This window comes from Burkholderia sp. MSMB1072, from assembly GCF_001524725.1.
Lineage (GTDB): Bacteria > Pseudomonadota > Gammaproteobacteria > Burkholderiales > Burkholderiaceae > Burkholderia.
Window position 1 is genome coordinate 26,505 of sequence record NZ_LOYC01000001.1, and the last position, 19,527, is coordinate 46,031.

The 19,527-nt window shown below is 65.6% G+C and carries 12 protein-coding genes and 1 tRNA gene; 6 read left to right on the forward strand and 7 right to left on the reverse strand.

Annotation, left to right across the window (positions count from 1 at the left end; genetic code table 11):
- Positions 1-150 precede the first annotated feature (150 nt).
- Positions 151-227: transfer RNA gene (locus WS89_RS00105), tRNA-Met, on the forward strand.
- Positions 228-323: 96 nt separating this feature from the next.
- On the opposite strand, the gene WS89_RS00110 is transcribed toward WS89_RS00105, so the two are convergent.
- Both WS89_RS00110 and WS89_RS00115 read right to left on the reverse strand, forming a co-directional pair.
- A complete protein-coding gene (locus WS89_RS00110; RefSeq protein ID WP_059789073.1) occupies positions 324-1,127 on the reverse strand; it encodes a DUF3472 domain-containing protein in 804 nt (267 codons plus the stop codon).
- A gap of 295 nt (positions 1,128-1,422) precedes the next feature.
- A complete protein-coding gene (locus tag WS89_RS00115) occupies positions 1,423-2,115 on the reverse strand; it encodes an aspartate/glutamate racemase family protein (protein WP_059789074.1) in 693 nt (230 codons plus the stop codon).
- A 137-nt stretch (positions 2,116-2,252) separates the two neighbouring features.
- Between WS89_RS00115 and dinB the strand changes: the two genes are divergently transcribed.
- Positions 2,253-3,413 carry a DNA polymerase IV gene (gene dinB / locus WS89_RS00120; RefSeq protein WP_059789075.1) on the forward strand — a complete coding sequence of 387 codons (1,161 nt, stop codon included), beginning with the start codon at positions 2,253-2,255 and terminating at the stop codon, positions 3,411-3,413.
- 58 nt (positions 3,414-3,471) lie between these two features.
- Here the strand turns inward: dinB and WS89_RS00125 are convergent, their stop codons facing one another.
- The 4 genes from WS89_RS00125 to fixL form a co-directional block, all read right to left on the reverse strand.
- On the reverse strand, positions 3,472-5,559 hold the full coding sequence (locus WS89_RS00125; protein WP_059789076.1) for a M3 family metallopeptidase: 2,088 nt from the start codon (positions 5,557-5,559) through the stop codon (positions 3,472-3,474).
- A gap of 246 nt (positions 5,560-5,805) precedes the next feature.
- On the reverse strand, positions 5,806-6,666 hold the full coding sequence (folD, locus tag WS89_RS00130) for a bifunctional methylenetetrahydrofolate dehydrogenase/methenyltetrahydrofolate cyclohydrolase FolD (protein ID WP_059789077.1): 861 nt from the start codon (positions 6,664-6,666) through the stop codon (positions 5,806-5,808).
- 242 nt (positions 6,667-6,908) lie between these two features.
- Positions 6,909-7,547, reverse strand: coding sequence for an oxygen response regulator transcription factor FixJ (gene fixJ, locus WS89_RS00135; protein WP_006493245.1), 639 nt, complete (start codon positions 7,545-7,547; stop codon positions 6,909-6,911).
- Positions 7,544-10,060: an oxygen sensor histidine kinase FixL gene (gene fixL, locus WS89_RS00140; protein WP_059505743.1), complete on the reverse strand. Its 2,517-nt coding sequence runs from the start codon at positions 10,058-10,060 to the stop codon at positions 7,544-7,546. Before fixL ends, fixJ begins: the two co-directional genes overlap by 4 nt.
- 273 nt (positions 10,061-10,333) lie before the next feature.
- On the opposite strand from fixL, the gene aceE reads away from it, so the two are divergent.
- The 3 genes from aceE (at position 10,334) to lpdA (ending at position 16,802) form a co-directional block, all read left to right on the forward strand.
- Complete coding sequence (aceE, locus tag WS89_RS00145) at positions 10,334-13,030, forward strand: pyruvate dehydrogenase (acetyl-transferring), homodimeric type (RefSeq protein ID WP_059505745.1); 2,697 nt, start codon at positions 10,334-10,336, stop codon at positions 13,028-13,030.
- 68 nt (positions 13,031-13,098) lie between these two features.
- Positions 13,099-14,751, forward strand: coding sequence for a dihydrolipoyllysine-residue acetyltransferase (gene aceF, locus WS89_RS00150; protein ID WP_059789078.1), 1,653 nt, complete (start codon positions 13,099-13,101; stop codon positions 14,749-14,751).
- Between the two features lie 284 nt (positions 14,752-15,035).
- On the forward strand, positions 15,036-16,802 hold the full coding sequence (lpdA, locus tag WS89_RS00155; protein ID WP_059505748.1) for a dihydrolipoyl dehydrogenase: 1,767 nt from the start codon (positions 15,036-15,038) through the stop codon (positions 16,800-16,802).
- 190 nt (positions 16,803-16,992) lie between these two features.
- On the opposite strand, the gene WS89_RS00160 is transcribed toward lpdA, so the two are convergent.
- On the reverse strand, positions 16,993-17,559 hold the full coding sequence (locus WS89_RS00160; protein WP_006481973.1) for a phasin family protein: 567 nt from the start codon (positions 17,557-17,559) through the stop codon (positions 16,993-16,995).
- Positions 17,560-18,213: 654 nt separating this feature from the next.
- Between WS89_RS00160 and pbpG the strand changes: the two genes are divergently transcribed.
- On the forward strand, positions 18,214-19,380 hold the full coding sequence (gene pbpG, locus WS89_RS00165; protein WP_059505750.1) for a D-alanyl-D-alanine endopeptidase: 1,167 nt from the start codon (positions 18,214-18,216) through the stop codon (positions 19,378-19,380).
- The last annotated feature ends 147 nt before the right edge of the window (positions 19,381-19,527 follow it).

Below are 19,527 nucleotides of genomic sequence, written 5' to 3' on the forward strand. Positions count from 1 at the left end.
GCCGCCATCTTACCGCGAGCATGGGGTGCGAACGCGCGCGTCATGCAGCGTCGAGTACGTATCCCGCATCGGCGCCCGGGCGATGGATGCAGAAATTGTGACAAAAGTATTGACGTGAGTACTTCCTCACCCTATAATTTATTTCTCTGACGCGGGGTGGAGCAGTCTGGCAGCTCGTCGGGCTCATAACCCGAAGGTCACAGGTTCAAATCCTGTCCCCGCAACCAAGCACACCAGACGATGTGCAGCGCAATTGACCGATGCGCACTTCGTCGACAAGAACCCGGCTCCGTGCCGGGTTTTTTGTTTTCCGCGCCCGCCCGTTATTTCGGCGCGCCAGGGCTCCCGGGCAGGAAGCCGTTCTCGATCAGATAGGTCGTCGTGTTGACCAGCGTGGCTCTTGCGTTCGGCGTGCCCGACAGCACCGCGCACTTGTCCTTGCCCGTATTCAGCCGCATCGACCGCTCGGTCGTCGGATAGTCCACATCCTTCAGATAGAAATGCGGCAGCGACGTCATGTAGCGCGCATACGGCACGCATGGCCGCTGCAGCGGGTCCTTCGGCGCGGCGTTGAACGGAAAGTACTCGTCGAACAGGTAAGCCGAATTCGACAGGCCGCCCCAGTCGGCGGGCACCGCAATGCTGCCGGTCGGCGTCGTGGCGCCGGTTGCGACGTCCGTGATGAAACCGTCGACGGTCGAGCGCCCGTCGCTGCGATTGGCCTGCGTCACGGTGATCTGCAGCCGATAGGCGTGGCCCGTTTTCCACGGATACGCGATCGAGCACGACGTTCCGGAGCCGCCGTCGGCGCCGCCGCGGCAATTCGCCGACAGCGGCGCCGTGCCGGTGCCGAACGCGCTGAAGATCACCACGTTGGTGCTGAGGGTGCGTGGCTGGATGCCGGTGTAGATCGCGTGCCCGCCATGTTGCGACGATAACTGGTTGGCCCAGTAGTAACTCGCGTTGACCTGGGTCGGCACGACTTCGGGCGTGAGGTTCCACGTCATGCGATCGAAGCCGTCACTGGGCGTGGTGGCCGCCGATGCGGTGATGTTGGGGTCGGCGTGCGCGTTGAGCGTGGCCGACACGGCGAGCAGTGCGCCGAACACGGTGCTGAGTCTGTTCATGTTCCTGTTTCCCGTTGGTGGAAAAGAGACCGCGACGAGCAGCGTCGATTGCGGCGCCGCTGCTCGCGTACCAATTTGCGGTCACTTTATTACCAATGAATAACCCGTTGTGTCGGCGCGCCCGCGTGAACCGCGTCGCGTGGTTTGCGGGGCGCCCCTGCCGGGCCCGGGGGATGGGCGAGAGCACGGAGTCGGGCGGGCGGCGACGTGCGCCCCGGGAGAGTGAATCCCGACGCGCGGAACAATGCGGCGATGCCACCCGGCGGCGATGTCGATACGCGACGGCGCGCGTCGTTCAGCGCGCCGCCCACTCGACGGCCGCCTTCGCATGCAGCGCGGTCGTATCGAATACCGGCAGCGGCGAATCGTCCGCGCCGATCAGCAGCGTGATTTCCGTGCAGCCGAGGATCACGGCCTGTGCGCCGCGCGTGGCCAGTCCGTCGATGATCGACACATACGTCGCGCGCGATGGCGCCGCGACGACGCCGTGGCACAGCTCGTCGTAGATGATCCGGTGCACGTCGTCGCGCCCGCGTTCGTCCGGCACCAGCACGTCGAGCCCGAACTTCCCGCGCAGCCGCTCCGCGTAGAACGGCAACTCCATCGTGTAGCGCGTGCCGAGCAGGGCGACGCGCTCGACGCCCGCGTCGCGCAGCGCGGCACCGGTCGGATCGACGATGTGCAGGAACGGCAGCTTCACCGCGGCTTCGATCGCGTCGTGCACGCGATGCATCGTATTGGTCGTGAGGACGACGAGATCGGCACCGGCCGCTTCGAGCTGCCGCGCGGCATCGGCCATTCGTTCGCCGAGCGCGGCCCAGTCGTGCGTGCGCTGCAGCGCTTCGATTTCGGCGAAGTCGACCGTGACCAGCACGCTTTTCGCGTTGTGATGCCCGCCGTGCAATGCCTTCGAGTGCCGGTTGATCATCCGGTAGTACTCGGCCGACGATTCCCAGCTCATGCCGCCGATCAGTCCGATCGTCTTCATCCGTCACCTTTGCGTTTCGTGTGTCGCGGCAGACGAGTATAGGCGCCGCTGCCGGAGCCCGGCCGGTACGATCCGCGCAAATCGGGCCGGTACGGCGCTGCCGGCCGTGGACGTACGCAGCAGTTGAAACCGGCACTGTGTTTTTGTACAGTATCGGCACCGTGAACCCGACCATCATTTCGCCAGCCGATCCGCACGCGCCGCCGGGCGACACGCTGCCGCGCGCGCGCAAGATCATTCACTGCGATTGCGACTGCTTCTACGCGTCGGTCGAGATGCGCGACGACCCGTCGCTGCGCAACCGGCCGCTCGCGGTCGGCGGCCGGCCCGACCAGCGCGGCGTGATCGCGACGTGCAACTACGAGGCGCGGCGCTACGGCGTGCATTCGGCGATGTCGTCGGCACTGGCGATGCGCAAGTGCCCGGACCTGCTGATCCTGCCGTCCGCGATGGACAAGTACCGTGCGGCATCGCGGCAGATCATGGCGATCTATCGCGACTACACGCCGGACGTCGAGCCGCTGTCGCTCGACGAGGCGTACCTCGACGTCAGCGGGTCGGAACGTTGCCAGGGCAGTGCGACGCTGATTGCGCGCGAGATCCGCGAGCGCGTGCGCGACACGGTCGGCGTGACCGTATCGGCGGGCGTCGCGCCGAACAAGTTCATCGCGAAGATCGCATCCGACTGGAACAAGCCCGACGGGCTGTTCGTCGTGCGGCCGCACGAGATCGACGCGTTCGTCGCGGCGCTGCCGGTGCGCAAACTGCACGGCGTCGGCAAGGTGACGGCCACGCGGCTCGACCGGCTCGGCATCCAGACTTGCGCGCAGTTGCGCGACTGGTCGTTGATCGACCTGCACCGCGAGTTCGGCGCGTTCGGGCGGCGGCTGTACGAACTGTCGCGCGGGATCGACGAGCGGCCCGTGCAGGCCGATCAGGAGCGCAAGTCGGTCAGCGTCGAGACGACCTACGTGACCGACCTGACGACGCTCGAGCAATGCGCGGACGAAATCCGTCGCCTCGTCGTGCAACTCGACGCGCGGATCGATCGCGCGGGCGCCGCGCGCTCGATCCGCAAGCTGTACGTGAAGATTCGCTTCGCCGATTTCCAGCGCACGACGGTCGAGTGCGTGGCCGACGCGACGAATGCCGAGACGGCCGTCACGCTGCTCGCGAAGGGGTTGTTGCGGCGCGCGCAGCCGGTGCGGCTGCTCGGCGTCGGCGTGCGTATCGACGAGGACACGGCCGAGCGCCACGGGCAATTCCTGCTGTTCGACGACACCTCGCCCACGCAATGAAAAAAGGCACCGCCGAAGCGGTGCCTGTCGATGCTGCCGGCGCGGCCGGGCGGCGCGCTCAGTGCGCGGGCGCGGCCATCCCGTTGTGGCGCAGCAGCGCGTCGATCTGCGGCTCGCGGCCGCGGAACGCCTTGAACGACTCCATCGCAGGACGGCTGCCGCCGACCTCGAGGATTTCGCGGCGATAGCGCGTGCCGGTTGCCGCGTCGAGCACGCTGCCGCTGGCGGCGGCCGCTTCCTCGAACGCCGCGTACGCATCGGCCGACAGCACTTCGGCCCACTTGTAGCTGTAGTAGCCGGCCGCGTAGCCGCCCGCGAAGATGTGGCTGAACGTGTTGGGCCAGCGCGAGAACGCGGCCTGCGGGATCACGTGGTAGCGCTCGTTGATCTCGCGCGCGAACGCGGTCACGCCGGTCGCGCCGGCCGGATCGAAATCGACGTGCAGCAGCATGTCGAACATCGAGAACACGATCTGGCGCAGCGTGCCGAGCCCGCTCTGGAAGTTCTTCGCGGCGATCATCTTGTCGAACAGCTCGCGCGGCAGCGCGGCGCCCGTATCGACGTGCGACGACATCGACGACAGCACGTCCCATTCCCAGCAGAAGTTCTCCATGAACTGCGACGGCAGTTCGACCGCATCCCACTCGACGCCGTTGATGCCCGACACGCCGAGTTCGTCGACGCGCGTGAGCATGTGGTGCAGCCCGTGGCCGAATTCATGGAACAGCGTGATGACTTCGTCGTGCGTGAAGCACGCGGGCTTGCCGCCGACCGGCGCGGAGAAGTTGCAGGTCAGGTACGCGACGGGCGTCTGCACGTCGCTGCCGCGCTTCGCGCGCGAACGGGCGTCGTCCATCCACGCGCCGCCGCGCTTGCCTTCGCGCGCGTACAGGTCGAGATAGAACTGCGCGACGAGCGAGCCGTCGCGATTCTCGACGCGGAAGAAGCGCACGTCCTTGTGCCATACCGGCGCGTCGTCCGGCTTGATCCGTACGCCGAACAGCGTTTCGGTGACGGTGAACAGGCCCTTCAGCGCGGCCGGTTCCGGGAAGTACTGCTTGACCTCGTTTTCCGAGAACGCATAGCGCTGCTGGCGGAGCTTTTCGGCCGCGTACGCGACGTCCCAAGGCGCGAGTTCGGCGAGGCCGAGTTCCTTCGCGGCGAACGTGCGCAGCTCGTCCCAGTCTTTCTCCGCGTGCGGACGTGCGCGCGCCGCGAGATCCTCGAGGAACGCGATCACCTGCTGCGGCGATTCGGCCATCTTCGGCGCAAGCGAAACTTCGGCGAAGTTGCGATAGCCGAGCATCTGCGCCTCTTCGCGGCGCAGCTTCAGCGCGTCGGCGACGATCGCCGTGTTGTCCCATTCGGCCTTGCCGTCGCCGTACTGCGGCCCGAGTTCCGACGCGCGGGTCGCATAGGCGCGGTAGAGCGTCTCGCGCAGCGCGCGATCGTCGGCGTACTGCAGCACCGGGAAATACGACGGGAAGTGCAGCGTGAATTTCCAGCCTTCCTTGCCGTCCTTCTGTGCGGCTTCGCGGGCGGCCTCGATCGCGTCGCCGGGCAGGCCGGCCAGCTCGGCTTCGTCCTTCGCGAAGTATGCGTACGCGTTGGTCGCGTCGAGCACGTGATCGGAGAATGCCTTCGACAGCGCGGCCTGCTGTTCCTGCAGTTCCGCGAAGCGGGGCTTCTGGTCCTCGGGCAGCTCGGCGCCCGACAGGCGGAAGTCGCGCAGCGCATTGTCGAGGATCTTCTTGCGCTCGGCGGACAGCGTCGCGTACTCGGCGCTCGCGGCGATCGCCTTGTACTTTTCGTACAGCGCGAGATTCTGGCCGACGCTCGACCAGAACTCGGTCACGCGCGGCAGGTTTTCACCGTAGGCAGCCCGCAGTTCGGGCGTGTCGGCGACCGCGTTCAGGTGGCCGACGATGCCCCATGCGCGGCCGAGCGGCTCCGTGGCCTGCTCGACCGTCTCGACGACGGCTGCCCAGGTCGACGGCGTCTCGCTCGCGCTCGCCGCTTCGACCGCGCGGCTGGCGGCGTCGAGCAGCGTGTCGAGCGCGGGCGTCACGTGCTCCGGGCGGATCTCGCCGAAACGGGGCAGGCCGGAGAAGTCGAGGAGCGGATTGGTATTGGCGCTGGCGGACATAAGACTCCCTGTCTGTTGCCGGATGAACCGGGATGAAAAGGGTAACGGCGGCTGGGCGCGAGCGCGCCCGATACCGACATTATTGGGGCGCATCGCGCGCTTTCCAATCGTTAGTTTCTAACGACGCGATTGACGCAGGGTCGGATGCGCGGCGTCGGGCATGCCGGCTGGCGCGAGGCAGCCGCGCGACTGCGGCTGGCGAGGCGCCGGCGCACGGAATCGCGCGCCGGCTGGGCGAGTGGAGCGTCAGGCTGCGGCGGCAGCGGCGCGTTCGGCGGATTCGAGCGTGTTGATCAGCAGCATCGTGATGGTCATCGGGCCGACGCCGCCCGGCACCGGCGTGATGTAGCCGGCGACTTCCTTCACGCCCGCGAAATCGACGTCGCCGCACAGCTTGCCCGCGTCGTCGCGGTTCATGCCGACGTCGATCACCGTCGCGCCCGGCTTCACCATGTCGGCGGTCAGGATGTTGCGCTTGCCGACCGCGGCGACCACGATGTCGGCCTGGCGCGTATGCGCGGCGAGGTCGCGCGTCTTGCTGTGGCAGATCGTCACGGTCGCGCCGGCGTCGAGCAGCATCATCGCCATCGGCTTGCCGACGATGTTCGAGCGGCCGATCACGACCGCGTTCGCGCCTTGCAGCGCAATGCCGTGCGCTTCGAACATCTTCATCACGCCGTACGGCGTGCACGGGCGGAACAGCGGCTTGCCGGTCATCAGCGCACCGGCGTTCGCGACGTGAAAGCCGTCGACGTCCTTCTCCGGCGCGATCGCCTCGATCACCTTGTGGCTGTCGATATGCGCGGGCAGCGGCAGCTGGACCAGGATGCCGTGGATCTTCGGGTCACGGTTCAGCTCGTCGATGCGCGCGAGCAGGTCGGCTTCCGACAGCGTGGCCGGGTACGCATCCTTCAGCGAGAAGAAGCCGTTGTCCTCGCATGCCTTGATCTTGTTGCGCACGTAGACTTCGCTCGCCGGGTTGGCGCCGACGAGGATCACCGCGAGACCGGGCTGGTGGCCGCGGGCGGTCAGCGCGGCGGCGCGTTCGGCGGCCTGAGCGCGCAGGGTCTTCGAAAGGGCGTTGCCGTCGATGAGGAGGGCTGTCATGGTGGTGGGTTCTGCCGGGAAGTTGGAATGCGGGCGTACGGCGCCCGAAGCGCCGTAGCAAAGCACGTAATTATACCGTTCGCCTGCTGCCGTCCGACAGCGAATCAACGGGAAGCGTCATGGCCGCGGCGCGCATGCGCCGGGAGGAACGGCCGCCGCCGCGCGAGTGGGCCGCATCGCGCGGGGCGGCAAACACCGGTTGCGGGCCGGGCGGGCGGCGCCGCCGCGGCCGGGGAACGCGCTCAGGCCTGTTTCTTCGATAGCGCGAGGCGCAGCAGGTCGGCCACCGTGTTGACGTTGAGCTTTTCCATGATGTTCGCGCGGTGCGCCTCGACCGTCTTGATGCTGATGCCGAGGTCGTCGGCGATCTGCTTGTTCAGGCGGCCCGCGATGATCCGCTCGAGCACCTGCTGCTCGCGCGCGGTCAGCTTCGACAGGCGTTCGCTCGCGGCACGCTGCTCCTGGACGCTCTTGCTTTCGCTTCGGGCCTTGTCGAGCATCCGCTCGACGAGCTTGCGCAGCTCGGCTTCGTCGAACGGTTTCTCGATAAAGTCCATCGCGCCCTTTTTCATCGTCGACACGGCCATCGGCACGTCGCCGTGACCGGTGACGAAGATGATCGGCAGCGCGGCGTTGTCGGCGATCAGGCGTTCCTGCAATTCGAGGCCGCTCATGCCCGACATCCGCACGTCGAGGATCAGGCACGCGATCTGGCCGGCCTGCTGCGCCGGCTGGTACGCATCGAGGAACTGCTCGGCGCTCGAGAAGCATTGAACGCGATAGCCGTTCGCCTCCAGCAGCCAGCGCAGCGAGTCCCGTACGGCCTCGTCGTCGTCGACGACAAAGACGGTTTCCTGAGTGGTGGTGACAGGGCTATTCATAGTTCTCCCGTAACGGTATGTGATGCCGATGCCTCGCGCCCCCCTTGGCCGAGATCAGCGGGTTCCCCAATGGGCAGGCTGCAGTGGAACGTCGCGCCGGAAATGCGGCCGTCCGGCTCGACGTTGTTGACCACCCACAGACGCCCCCGATGCGATTCGATGATCGAACGGCAGATGTTCAGCCCCATGCCCATGCCATCGGACTTGGTGCTGTAAAACGGTTCGAACAGGCGCTCGGCCGTCGCTTCGTCGACGCCCGGGCCCTGGTCGATCACGCGGATGTCGACGAAGCCCGCATCGATGTCGGCGACGACGCGGATCACGCCGTCCGCCGACGCCGGCTTCACGTCGGCCATCGCCTCGGCTGCGTTCTTCATCAGGTTCATCAGCACCTGTTCGATCAGCACGGGGTCGACATAAATAATAGGCATTCTTGCGAGGATTTCCGTGACGATCCGGATCCTGCGCTTTCTGGCCTCGATTTCGGCGAGCCCGACCGCGTCGGCGACGATGTCCGCGACCCGCGCCGGCTGGCGCTTCGGCTCGCTGCGCTTCACGAATTCGCGGATCCGCTTGACGATCATCCCCGCGCGCAGCGCCTGCTGCGCGGTCTTTTCCAGCGCGGGCTGCAGCGTCTCGGGCGTGCCGCGGCCACTCTTCACGAGCGCGAGCGTGCCCGAGCAGTAGTTGTTGATCGCGGCGAGCGGCTGATTCAATTCATGAGCAATGGACGACGCCATTTCACCCATCGTCATCAATCGGCTCGTGAACTGCAGCTTTTCTTCCTGCTGGTGCGCGAGTTCCTGCGCCTTCTTGCGGGTCGTGATGTCGGTCGCGATCTGCATCTGCGCGAGGTGGCCGTCCACCCACTGGATGTACTGGCGACGCACTTCGAACCACTTCTGGATGCTCTCGACGTACACCTCCTGCGCATCGGCCGTGCTGCTGGTCAGCGCGGCGGCCGGCAGGCCCGCGAACGCGTCGACCATGTCGATCGAGTCGGACGACGCCTGCGCGCGGTCGAAGCCGCCGCCGGACAATTCGAGGTGGCCGTCCGGGCGAATGCCGAACAGGTGGCGGTAGTAGCGGTTCGCGAACAGCAGCTCGGCTTCGTCGGCGGCGAGCACCGACACCGCGGCGTCGAGGCTTTCGAGCACCGTCGTGAAGCGTTCGTGCGCGGCGGCCAGCTCTTCTCGCGCACGCTTCGGCTCGGTGATGTCCGTCATCGACGACATCCAGCCGGTCTGGCGGCCCGAACTGTCGATCAGCGGCGATACGTACAGGCGCGCATGGAACAGCGTGCCGTTCTTGCGGCGCACGCGCAGCTCGAAGCCCGAACTCGGCGCCTTGCCGCGCAGCGTCATGTCGAGTTGGCGCTGCATTTCCGGGTAGGCGTCGCGCGGCCAGTACGGGAACGGCGCAACCTTGCCGACGAGATCGGTTTCGTCCCAGCCCGTCATCCGGCAGAACGCGGGGTTCACGTGCGTGATACGGCCGTGCATGTCGAGCACGCGCATGCCGATCAGCACCGAGTTCTCCATCGCGCGGCGGAAGAATGCTTCCGCGTACAGCGCCTGCTGCGCCTCGAAGCGCTGGCGCGTGTGCTTCCACAGGCTCCAGAGGCTCCACAGCACGAAGCACGACAGGCCGGCGACCAGCCACACGAGCGTGTTGTTGGTCAGGTTCGTGAGCTGCGGGAACGCGTACACGCGCACCGTCAGCCCCTGGCCGGGCGGGTCGAGCGGGAGATCGTAGTGCGAGTCGCGCGGCAGGCGCGGGCGTGTCGACGTGGACGACAGTTCGCGGTTGTTCGAGTCGGTGATCGAGATCTTGTACTTCGACGACAGTTCCTGCGGGATGTCGTGCTTCAGGATGCCCTCGACCGAGAACACCGCGGCGATCGAGCCGAGATATTCGCGGTCGCCGCGCATCACCGGTGTCTGCAACGTGATGAAGCCGTTGCCGAAGTCGTCGTAGATCAGCGGCGAATAGGCCTGGCGGCGCGTGTTGCGCGCCTCGTCGTACGCGCCGCGCACGGCGTCCTGCATCTGCGCGTCGCCGGGCTTCGCGAGCCGCTGGCCGAGCAGCGGCGGATGCACGGTCGGCCAGCGCTGCACGCCGGGCGCCGTGTACCAGTTCAGGTAGAGGATTTCCGGATGCGTCTGCATCACGTCCGCGACGGCCATCTGGAACGCGTTCTGGTCGAGGCGGCCGGATGCGAGGTCGCGCGACAGCGCCTGCAGCTGTTCCTGCGCGCCCGTCATCGACAGGCGGATCTGCTGCTGGGCCCACGCGACGTTACGAAACAGGGTGTCTTCCTGCTGCTGCTGTTCGCGCCGGTTGAGGCTCCACAGGATGAGGCTCATCACGACGAGGAACACCAGAATCGACAGCAGCGGCGTCAGCAAATAGGAGTTGGACCACCACGGTCCGTGGTGCCAACGGGACGGCTGCGACTCCGCCGGCGGGCCCGGCGGTCGCGCCGAGCGTGCGAAAAGCCGATCGGTCAACATGGCAGGATTGTAGCGCAGCGCAATACATGGAAAACCTGTACCGGATATGTTGAACGGAAACGGTTTTGTTCCGACGAGACGGGCCGCGGAGCCCCGAAATATGGGTGCAGCGCAGCAATATTTCGCATGACGAGAAAAGATCTCATAATTCGAAAATTTTGTTGCGCAGGCCCGTCCGCGCTCATTACAATCCGTCGGAGCTTGCCCGCAGCCGGTCGCGTCGCGTCGTCTGCACGAGAGCGATCCTCACATTCCAGGACCCAGGAGACGAGAATGTCCGCTGTACCGAACGAAGTGATGAAGTATGTCGCCGCCGAACGTGACGACGACCCGCAAGAAACCGTCGAGTGGCTCGAGTCGCTCGATGGCGTGATCTCCTCCGTGGGCACCGGCCGTGCGCATTACCTGATCGAAAAGCAGATCGAATTCGCCCGCATGCACGGCGAGCACCTGCCGTTCTCCGCCAATACCCCGTACATCAACACGATTCCGCTCGAAGCCCAGGCGAAGATTCCGGGCGATCAGGACATCGAGCACCGCATCCGTTCGTACACGCGCTGGAACGCGCTGGCGATGGTGCTGCGCGCAGGCAAGGACACGAACGTCGGCGGCCACATCGCGTCGTTCGCGTCGGCCGCGACGCTCTATGACGTCGGCTACAACCACTTCTGGCACGCGGCGTCCGACCAGCACGGCGGCGATCTCGTGTTCGTGCAGGGCCACTCGTCGCCGGGCGTATACTCGCGCGCGTTCCTGCTCGGCCGCCTGTCGGAAGAGCAGCTCGACAACTTCCGCCAGGAAGTCGACGGCAAGGGCATTTCGTCGTATCCGCACCCGTGGCTGATGCCGGACTTCTGGCAGTTCCCGACCGTGTCGATGGGTCTCGGCCCGATCATGGCGATCTACCAGGCGCGCTTCATGAAGTACCTGGAGTCGCGCGGCATCGCGAAGACGGAAGGCCGCAAGGTCTGGGCGTTCCTTGGCGACGGCGAGACGGACGAACCGGAATCGCTCGGCGCGATCGGCATGGCGAGCCGCGAGAAGCTCGACAACCTCGTGTTCGTGATCAACTGCAACCTGCAGCGTCTCGACGGCCCGGTGCGCGGCAACGGCAAGATCATCCAGGAACTCGAATCGGAATTCCGCGGCGCCGGCTGGAACGTGATCAAGGTCATCTGGGGCAGCCGCTGGGATGCGCTGTTCGCGCGCGACAAGACGGGCGCGCTGATGCGCCGGATGATGGAATGCGTCGACGGCGAATACCAGACGTACAAGTCGGAGTCGGGCGCGTACGTTCGCGAGCACTTCTTCAACACGCCTGAACTGAAGGCGCTCGTCGCCGACTGGTCGGACGACGACATCTGGGCGCTGAACCGCGGCGGCCACGATCCGCACAAGATCTACGCGGCGTTCCACGAAGCCACGAACACGAAGGGCGCGCCGACCGTCATCCTCGCGAAGACCATCAAGGGCTACGGGATGGGCGAGTCGGGCCAGGCGATGAACATCACGCACCAGCAGAAGAAGCTGCCGGTCGAGCAACTGAAGAAGTTCCGTGACCAGTTCCGCCTGCCGATCACCGACGAGCAGATCGCCGACGTGCCGTACCTGAAATTCGAGGAAGGCTCGAAGGAACTCGAATACATGCGCCAGAAGCGCATGGACCTCGGCGGCTACCTGCCGCACCGCCGCGAGAAGGCGACGTCGCTGCCGGTGCCGGCGCTCGACGCGTTCGAGCCGCTGTTGAAGGGTACGGGCGAAGGCCGCGAGATCTCGACGACGATGGCGTTCGTGCGGATCCTGAACATCCTGCTGAAGGACAAGGCGCTCGGCAAGCGCGTCGTGCCGATCGTCCCGGACGAATCGCGTACGTTCGGCATGGAAGGCCTGTTCCGCCAGATCGGTATCTGGAACCAGGAAGGGCAGAAGTACGTGCCGGAAGATTCCGACCAGCTGATGTTCTACAAGGAATCGCAGACCGGCCAGATCCTGCAGGAGGGCATCAACGAAGCGGGCGGCATGTGCGACTGGATCGCGGCGGCGACGTCGTATTCGACGCACGGCGAGATCATGGTGCCGTTCTACATCTTCTACTCGATGTTCGGCTTCCAGCGGATCGGCGACCTCGCCTGGGCCGCGGGCGACATGCGTTCGCGCGGTTTCCTGCTGGGCGGCACGGCGGGCCGTACGACGCTGAACGGCGAAGGCCTGCAGCACGAAGACGGTCACTCGCTGCTGTGGGCGGCATCGGTGCCGAACTGCGTGAGCTACGACCCGACGTTCGGCTACGAACTCGCGGTGATCATCCAGGACGGCCTGCGCCGCATGGTGCAGGACCAGGAAGACGTGTACTACTACATCACGGTGATGAACGAGAACTACGAGCACCCGGCGATTCCGCAGGGCGAGCACGTGGCGGCCGACATCATCAAGGGCATGTACGCGTTCAAGAAGGCCGACGCCGACAAGAAGGCGCCGCGCGTCCAACTGCTCGGCGCGGGCACGATCTTCAACGAAGTGATCGCCGCTGCCGACCTGCTGAAGAACGACTGGGGCGTCGCCGCCGACCTGTGGAGCGTGCCGAGCTTCACCGAACTCGCGCGCGAAGGCCACGACGTCGAGCGCTGGAACCTGCTCCATCCGACCGAGGAGCGTCGCCTGTCGCACGTGCAGAAGTGCCTGAAGGACACACAGGGCCCGGTCATCGCATCGACCGACTACGTCCGTGCGCTGGTCGACCAGATCCGCGGCCAGATCGATCGTCGCTTCGTCGTGCTGGGCACCGACGGCTTCGGCCGTTCGGACACCCGCGAGAAACTGCGTCACTTCTTCGAGGTCGACCGTCACTGGGTCACTGTCGCCGCGCTCAACGCGCTGGCCGACGAAGGCACGATCGAGCGCAAGGTGGTCGCGGACGCGATCGCCAAGTACAACCTCGATCCGTCCAAGCCCAACCCGATGACCGTTTAACGCACACGCCGTGTGATGCCGCGCGTCGCTCCCGCGAGGAGCGCGCGCGGCCATGGAGACAGAAACAGATGAGTCAAGCGATCGAAGTGAAGGTGCCGGATATCGGCGATTACAAGGACGTGCCGGTCATCGAGATCGGCGTGAAGGTCGGCGATACGGTCGAGCCGGAGCAGTCGCTCGTCACGCTCGAGTCGGACAAGGCGACGATGGACGTGCCGAGCCCGGTAGGCGGCGTCGTGAAGGAAATCAAGGTCAAGGTCGGAGATTCCGTGTCGGAAGGCTCGCTGATCGTCCTGCTCGAAGGCGGCGCAGCCGCCCAGGCGAACGGCGCGGCTGCGCCGGCTTCGGCTCCGGCAGCAGCGCCGGCGCCGGCACCGGCCGCGGCGCCCGCTGCCGCACCGGCCGCATCCGGCGGTACGCTCGAAGTGAAGGTGCCGGATATCGGCGATTACAAGGACGTGCCGGTGATCGAAATCGGCGTGAAGGTCGGCGACACGGTCGAGAAGGAACAGTCGCTCGTCACGCTCGAGTCGGACAAGGCGACGATGGACGTGCCGAGCCCGGCTGCCGGTGTCGTGAAGGACATCAAGGTGAAGGTGGGCGATTCGGTGTCGGAAGGCACGCTGATCGTGCTGCTCGAAGCCGCCGGCGCACCGGCTGCCGCTGCACCGCAGGCCAGCGCACCGGCTCCGGCCGCGGCCGCGCCGGCGCCCGCCGCTGCACCGGCGCCCGCGAAGGCTGCGCCGGCTGCCGCGGCACCGGCCGCCGCGGCATCGGCCGCCGCGCCGTCGGGCGAATACCGCGCCAGCCACGCATCGCCGTCGGTCCGCAAGTTCGCGCGTGAACTCGGCGTCGACGTTTCGCGCGTGCAGGGTTCGGGTCCGAAGGGCCGCATTACGAAGGAAGACGTCACGGGCTTCGTGAAGGGCGTGATGACGGGCCAGCGCGCGGCACCGGCCGCGGCAGCCGCGCCGGCAGGCAGCGGCGAACTGAACCTGCTGCCGTGGCCGAAGGTCGACTTCGCGAAGTTCGGCCCGTTCGAGGCGAAGCCGCTGTCGCGCATCAAGAAGATCTCGGGCGCGAACCTGCATCGCAACTGGGTGATGATCCCGCACGTCACGAACAACGACGAAGCGGACATCACCGAGCTCGAAGCGCTGCGTGTCCAGCTGAACAAGGAACACGAAAAGGCGGGCGTGAAATTCACGATGCTCGCGTTCGTGATCAAGGCGGTCGTCGCCGCGTTGAAGAAATTCCCGACCTTCAACGCGAGCCTCGACGGCGACAACCTCGTGTTCAAGCAGTACTTCCATATCGGTTTCGCGGCCGATACGCCGAACGGTCTCGTCGTGCCGGTGATCCGCGATGCGGACAAGAAGGGCCTCGTCGACATCGCGAAGGAAATGAGCGACCTGTCGAAGGCCGCGCGCGAAGGCAAGCTGAAGCCGGACCAGATGCAGGGCGGCTGCTTCTCGATCTCGTCGCTCGGCGGGATCGGCGGGACGAACTTCACACCGATCATCAACGCGCCGGAAGTGGCGATCCTCGGGTTGTCGCGCGGCCAGATGAAGCCGGTGTGGGACGGCAAGCAGTTCGTGCCGCGGCTCATGCTGCCGCTGTCGCTGTCGTATGACCATCGCGTGATCGATGGCGCCGAAGCCGCGCGGTTCAATGCGTATCTCGGGGCGTTGCTCGGGGATTTCCGTCGCATCATTCTTTGATGAGATGAGGGGCTCGCGGGGGCGTGGTTTTGTGTCGATTCTTCACGCCCTTGTCGTTGAACCTGTTTTGCCAACGGTCTGCTAGCGTCGCCCCTGCGCGGGGCGGCGGTCACTTTTCTTTGTCTTCCAAAGAAAAGTAACCAAAAGAAAGGCGCGTCCTTGGGCGGACGGCAAAGGCGGTCCTGCCCAACGTTGCGTTCTCTCGTCAGGCCGCATGTAGTCAGGTTCCGTCTTTCCGCCAGTCCCTCCCTCTCTCTCTGCAGCTAATCAAGAAGGGGACAGTCATGAGTCTCATCGAAGTCAAGGTTCCGGATATCGGCGATTTCAGCGGCGTCGATGTCATCGAAGTCAACGTGAAGCCCGGCGACGTGATCGAAAAAGAGCAAACGCTCATCACGCTCGAATCCGATAAAGCCTCCATGGAAGTGCCCAGCGACGTCGCCGGCACCGTCAAGGAAGTCAAGGTCAAGGCCGGCGAGAAAGTCTCGCAAGGCACCGTCATCGCCATCGTCGAAGCATCGGCAGGCGCAGCCGCACCCGCGAAAGCGCCCGAAGCGCCGAAGCCCGCAGCGGCTGCACCGGCGCCCGCCGCAGCCGCTCCGGCACCCGCGCCGCAAGCCGGCAGCTACAGCGGCGGCGCCGACATCGAGTGCGACATGCTCGTGCTCGGCGCCGGCCCCGGCGGTTACTCGGCCGCGTTCCGCGCTGCCGATCTCGGCATGAAGACGGTGCTGGTCGAACGCTACTCGACGCTCGGCGGCGTGTGCCTGAACGTCGGCTGCATTCCGTCGAAGGCGCTGCTGCATACGTCGCTCGTCGTCGAGGAAGCCGCGGCGCTCGCGTCGCACGGCATCACGTTCGGCAAGCCGCAGGTCGATCTCGACAAGCTGCGCGACTTCAAGGGCGGCGTCGTCAAGAAGCTGACGACGGGTCTCGCCGGCATGGCGAAGGCACGCAAGGTCGAAGTGGTGACGGGCGTCGGCGCGTTCGTCGATCCGTTCCACATGGAAGTGCAGGGCGACAACGGCAAGAAGGTCGTCAAGTTCAAGCAGGCGATCATCGCCGCGGGCTCGCAGGCCGTGAAGCTGCCGTTCATGCCGGAAGACCCGCGCGTCGTCGATTCGACCGGCGCCCTCGAACTGCGTCAGTTGCCCAAGCGCATGCTCGTGATCGGCGGCGGCATCATCGGCCTCGAAATGGCCACGGTGTACTCGACGCTCGGCGCCGAGATCGACGTCGTCGAAATGATGGACGGCCTGATGATGGGCGCCGACCGCGATCTCGTGAAGGTCTGGGAAAAGTACAACGCGAAGCGCTTCGGCAACGTGATGCTGAAGACCAAGACGGTCGGCGCGGAAGCGAAGGAAGACGGCATCTATGTGAAGTTCGAGGGCGAGAAGGCGCCGGCGGAAGCGCAGCGCTACGATCTCGTGCTCGTCGCGGTGGGCCGCAGCCCGAACGGCAAGAAGATCGGTGCCGACAAGGCCGGCGTCGCGGTCACGGATCGCGGCTTCATCGAAGTCGACAAGCAGATGCGCACGAACGTGCCGCACATCTTTGCGATCGGCGATATCGTCGGCCAGCCGATGCTCGCGCACAAGGCCGTGCACGAAGGCCACGTCGCCGCGGAAGCCGCGCATGGCGAAAAGGCGTACTTCGACGCACTGCAGATCCCGTCGGTGGCCTACACCGATCCGGAAGTGGCGTGGGCCGGCAAGACCGAAGACCAGTGCAAGGCCGAGGGCATCAAGTACGGCAAGGCCGTGTTCCCGTGGGCCGCTTCGGGCCGCGCGATCGCGAACGGCCGCGACGAAGGCTTCACGAAGCTGATCTTCGACGAGGAAACCCATCGCGTGATCGGCGGCGGCATCGTCGGCCTGAATGCGGGCGACCTGATCAGCGAAGTGTGCCTCGCCGTCGAGATGGGCGCGGACGCGGAAGACATCGGCAAGACGATCCATCCGCATCCGACGCTTGGCGAATCGGTCGGCATGGCCGCCGAGCTGTACGAAGGCGTCTGCACGGACCTGCCGCCGCAGCGCAAGAAGTAACGCGATCGGCACGGCGCCCCGGGTGCCGCCACGAAAAAACGCCGCTGCCCGGGCAAACCGGGCGGCGGCGTTTTTCTTTTGCGCCGCGCGCGACAGACTCGATCGGGGCGGGCCATTGCACCCGCGCGCGCTTTTGCGCCGGAAACGAAAAAGCCGCGCTGGGCGCGGCTCTTTCAGGAGCAGGGGACGCTTACGCGGCCGGCTTGCTCGAACGACGTGCGGCAGCGGCGGTGGCAGCCTTCGTTGCGACGGCAGCAGCGGCGTTGAAGTTCGTTTCAGCGATTTCGACCGCTTGCTTCGTGGCCTTCTGAACCGTTTCGTACGTGGTGTTCGCGGCGTTCAGTGCCGACTTCAGCGCGGCGACAGCCGTTTCCGAACCGGCCGGGGCGTTCTTCGCGACGTTGTCGACGAGCGCCTGGACCTTCTTGTTCTGCTCTTCGAATTGCGCTTCGGCGACCTTCGCGAACTCGGCTTGCGTCGACGATGCGATTTCGTACAGGTGACGGCCGTACGACAGCACCTTTTCCGCGACCGGCTGCGACAGGCTCGCTTGCAGCGCGATCAGTTCCTGCGCGTCCTTCACCGACAGCAGACGCTGTGCGTTCTCCTGGCCCTCGGCCAGCGTCGACTTCACGACCTGCAGGTTGAGTTCGATCAGCTTCTCGACGCCTTCGAACGCCTTGGTCGTCAGACCGAACAGGCTTTCGAGGTTGGCTTTTTGGGCGGCGGCGATTTGCTCGGGGGTCAGCAAGGACATGTCAGGCTCCTGAAAAGCGATCGCGTCGATCGCAGAATAAAGGGCACTACACTGGGGAACGTCGGCGATGCGTGCTTTGTGCAACGCAGCAATGAGGCCTATTTTAGGGCAGAGAAAACGGATGTCAAGTCTTTTTTGTGCGTTGCACAATCGCGACAAATTATCGATAAAACAACGAGTTATCGCGTCCGTTCGGAATCGGTTTCAGGCGCGTTCCCACATGGTGCGCACGGCGATGGGGCAAGCGCGCCGCACCATGATCACGCGCAGGTAAACCTGACAGGCCCATGGAACGTTATCCTTCTGTTCCTGTCGAAAAGCGCGCCGTTTCGATGCGCGTGCCGTGGCGACGTGCCGCCGCCACGGTCGAGACCGGCGCCCTTGGCACGCCGAGCACCGGATACGTAGTTTCCCCGCTTTAAATCGCCTCCGAAGTGACGTTATCTCAATTAACCGCGTGGTAATCGGGAGACGGGCGCTGTCGGGCAGCGCATCCCATGGTTTTTTTCGATGGGAGCGGAAGGGTCGATTGGCCGGAGGTGGGCCGACTCTTACATTCCGGTTTAAAGACGATCGGTAAGTGCCTAATATTGCTCTTTTTTTCAGCTTTAACTACACTTGCGGAAACCTCCCGCCCGCTTTGTCCAGACCCCAATGAAAGCCGAATCGTTTTCACCGCGCAGATTGTTGCAGAGCATGACGCTCGGCACGGCTGTGTCGGTCGCAGTCGCGTTGCTGGCGACCACCGCGTCCGTCCTGCCTGCCGACGCCTTCGCCGCCACTGCGAAGACCCAAGCCGCCAAGAAAAAAGCCGTCGCTCCTGCTTCGTCCGCGAAGAAGAAGTCGGCCAAGGCGAGCTCCGACAAATCCGCGAAGGTCGCCGAGGCCGATGCGCCGCGCGCGAAAGCGTCGCGAAAGCGCGTGACGCTCGCAGCGAATAGCCTGCATGGCGGCCATCGCGGCGCGGTGCGCAAGGTCGCGTTCCAGCCGCGCCGGCCGACGGTCGGCCAGGCATTCGGCCTGCACGACACGCCCGATGCGCTCGCGCTGCGCTCGAGCGTCGCGTACGTCGTCGACCAGAATTCCGGCGAGCCGCTGTTCGACAAGAATTCGCACGCGGTCGTGCCGATCGCGTCGATCTCGAAGCTGATGACGGCCATGGTCGTGCTCGACTCGAAGGCGCCGATGACCGACCAGCTCGAAGTCACCGACGAAGACCGCGACTACGAGAAGGGCACGGGCTCGCGCCTGTCGGTCGGCTCGGTGCTGTCGCGCGAGGACATGCTGCACATCGCGCTGATGGCGTCGGAAAACCGCGCGGCTGCCGCGCTGTCGCGTTACTACCCGGGCGGCCGTCCGGCGTTCATCGCGGCGATGAACGCGAAGGCGAAGTCGCTCGGCATGACCGATACGCACTTCGAGAATTCGACCGGCCTGTCGAGCTCGAACGTGTCGAGCGCACGCGACCTCGTGAAGATGGTCAATGCGGCGTACCAGTACCCGATGATCCGCCAGTTCTCGACCGATCGCACCTACGAGGTGTACACGGGCAAGCGCAACCTGGTCTACAACAGCACCAACGCGCTGATCCGCGGCAACGGTTCGTGGGATATCGGCCTGCAGAAGACGGGCTTCATCAACGAAGCGGGCGAATGCCTCGTGATGCAGGCGACGATCCACGGCCGGCCGATGGTGATGGTGCTGCTCGATTCGTTCGGCAAGTATTCGCGCTTCGCCGACGCGTCGCGCCTGCGCAACTGGCTCGATGCCGGCGGCGGCGAGCGCCTGACGGCGGCCAACACGCCGAGCGGCGGTACCTGATCGTGTGCGGCGGTTCGCCGCCGTACCGGTCGCCGCAACGAAGAAGCCCCGCAATCGCGGGGCTTTTTTTGTGTGCGCCCAGCATGGGCGCATTCCTGCGGGTGGAAGTCCCGCCATAAGCTGATCACGGCAAATGAAGTGAAGCGC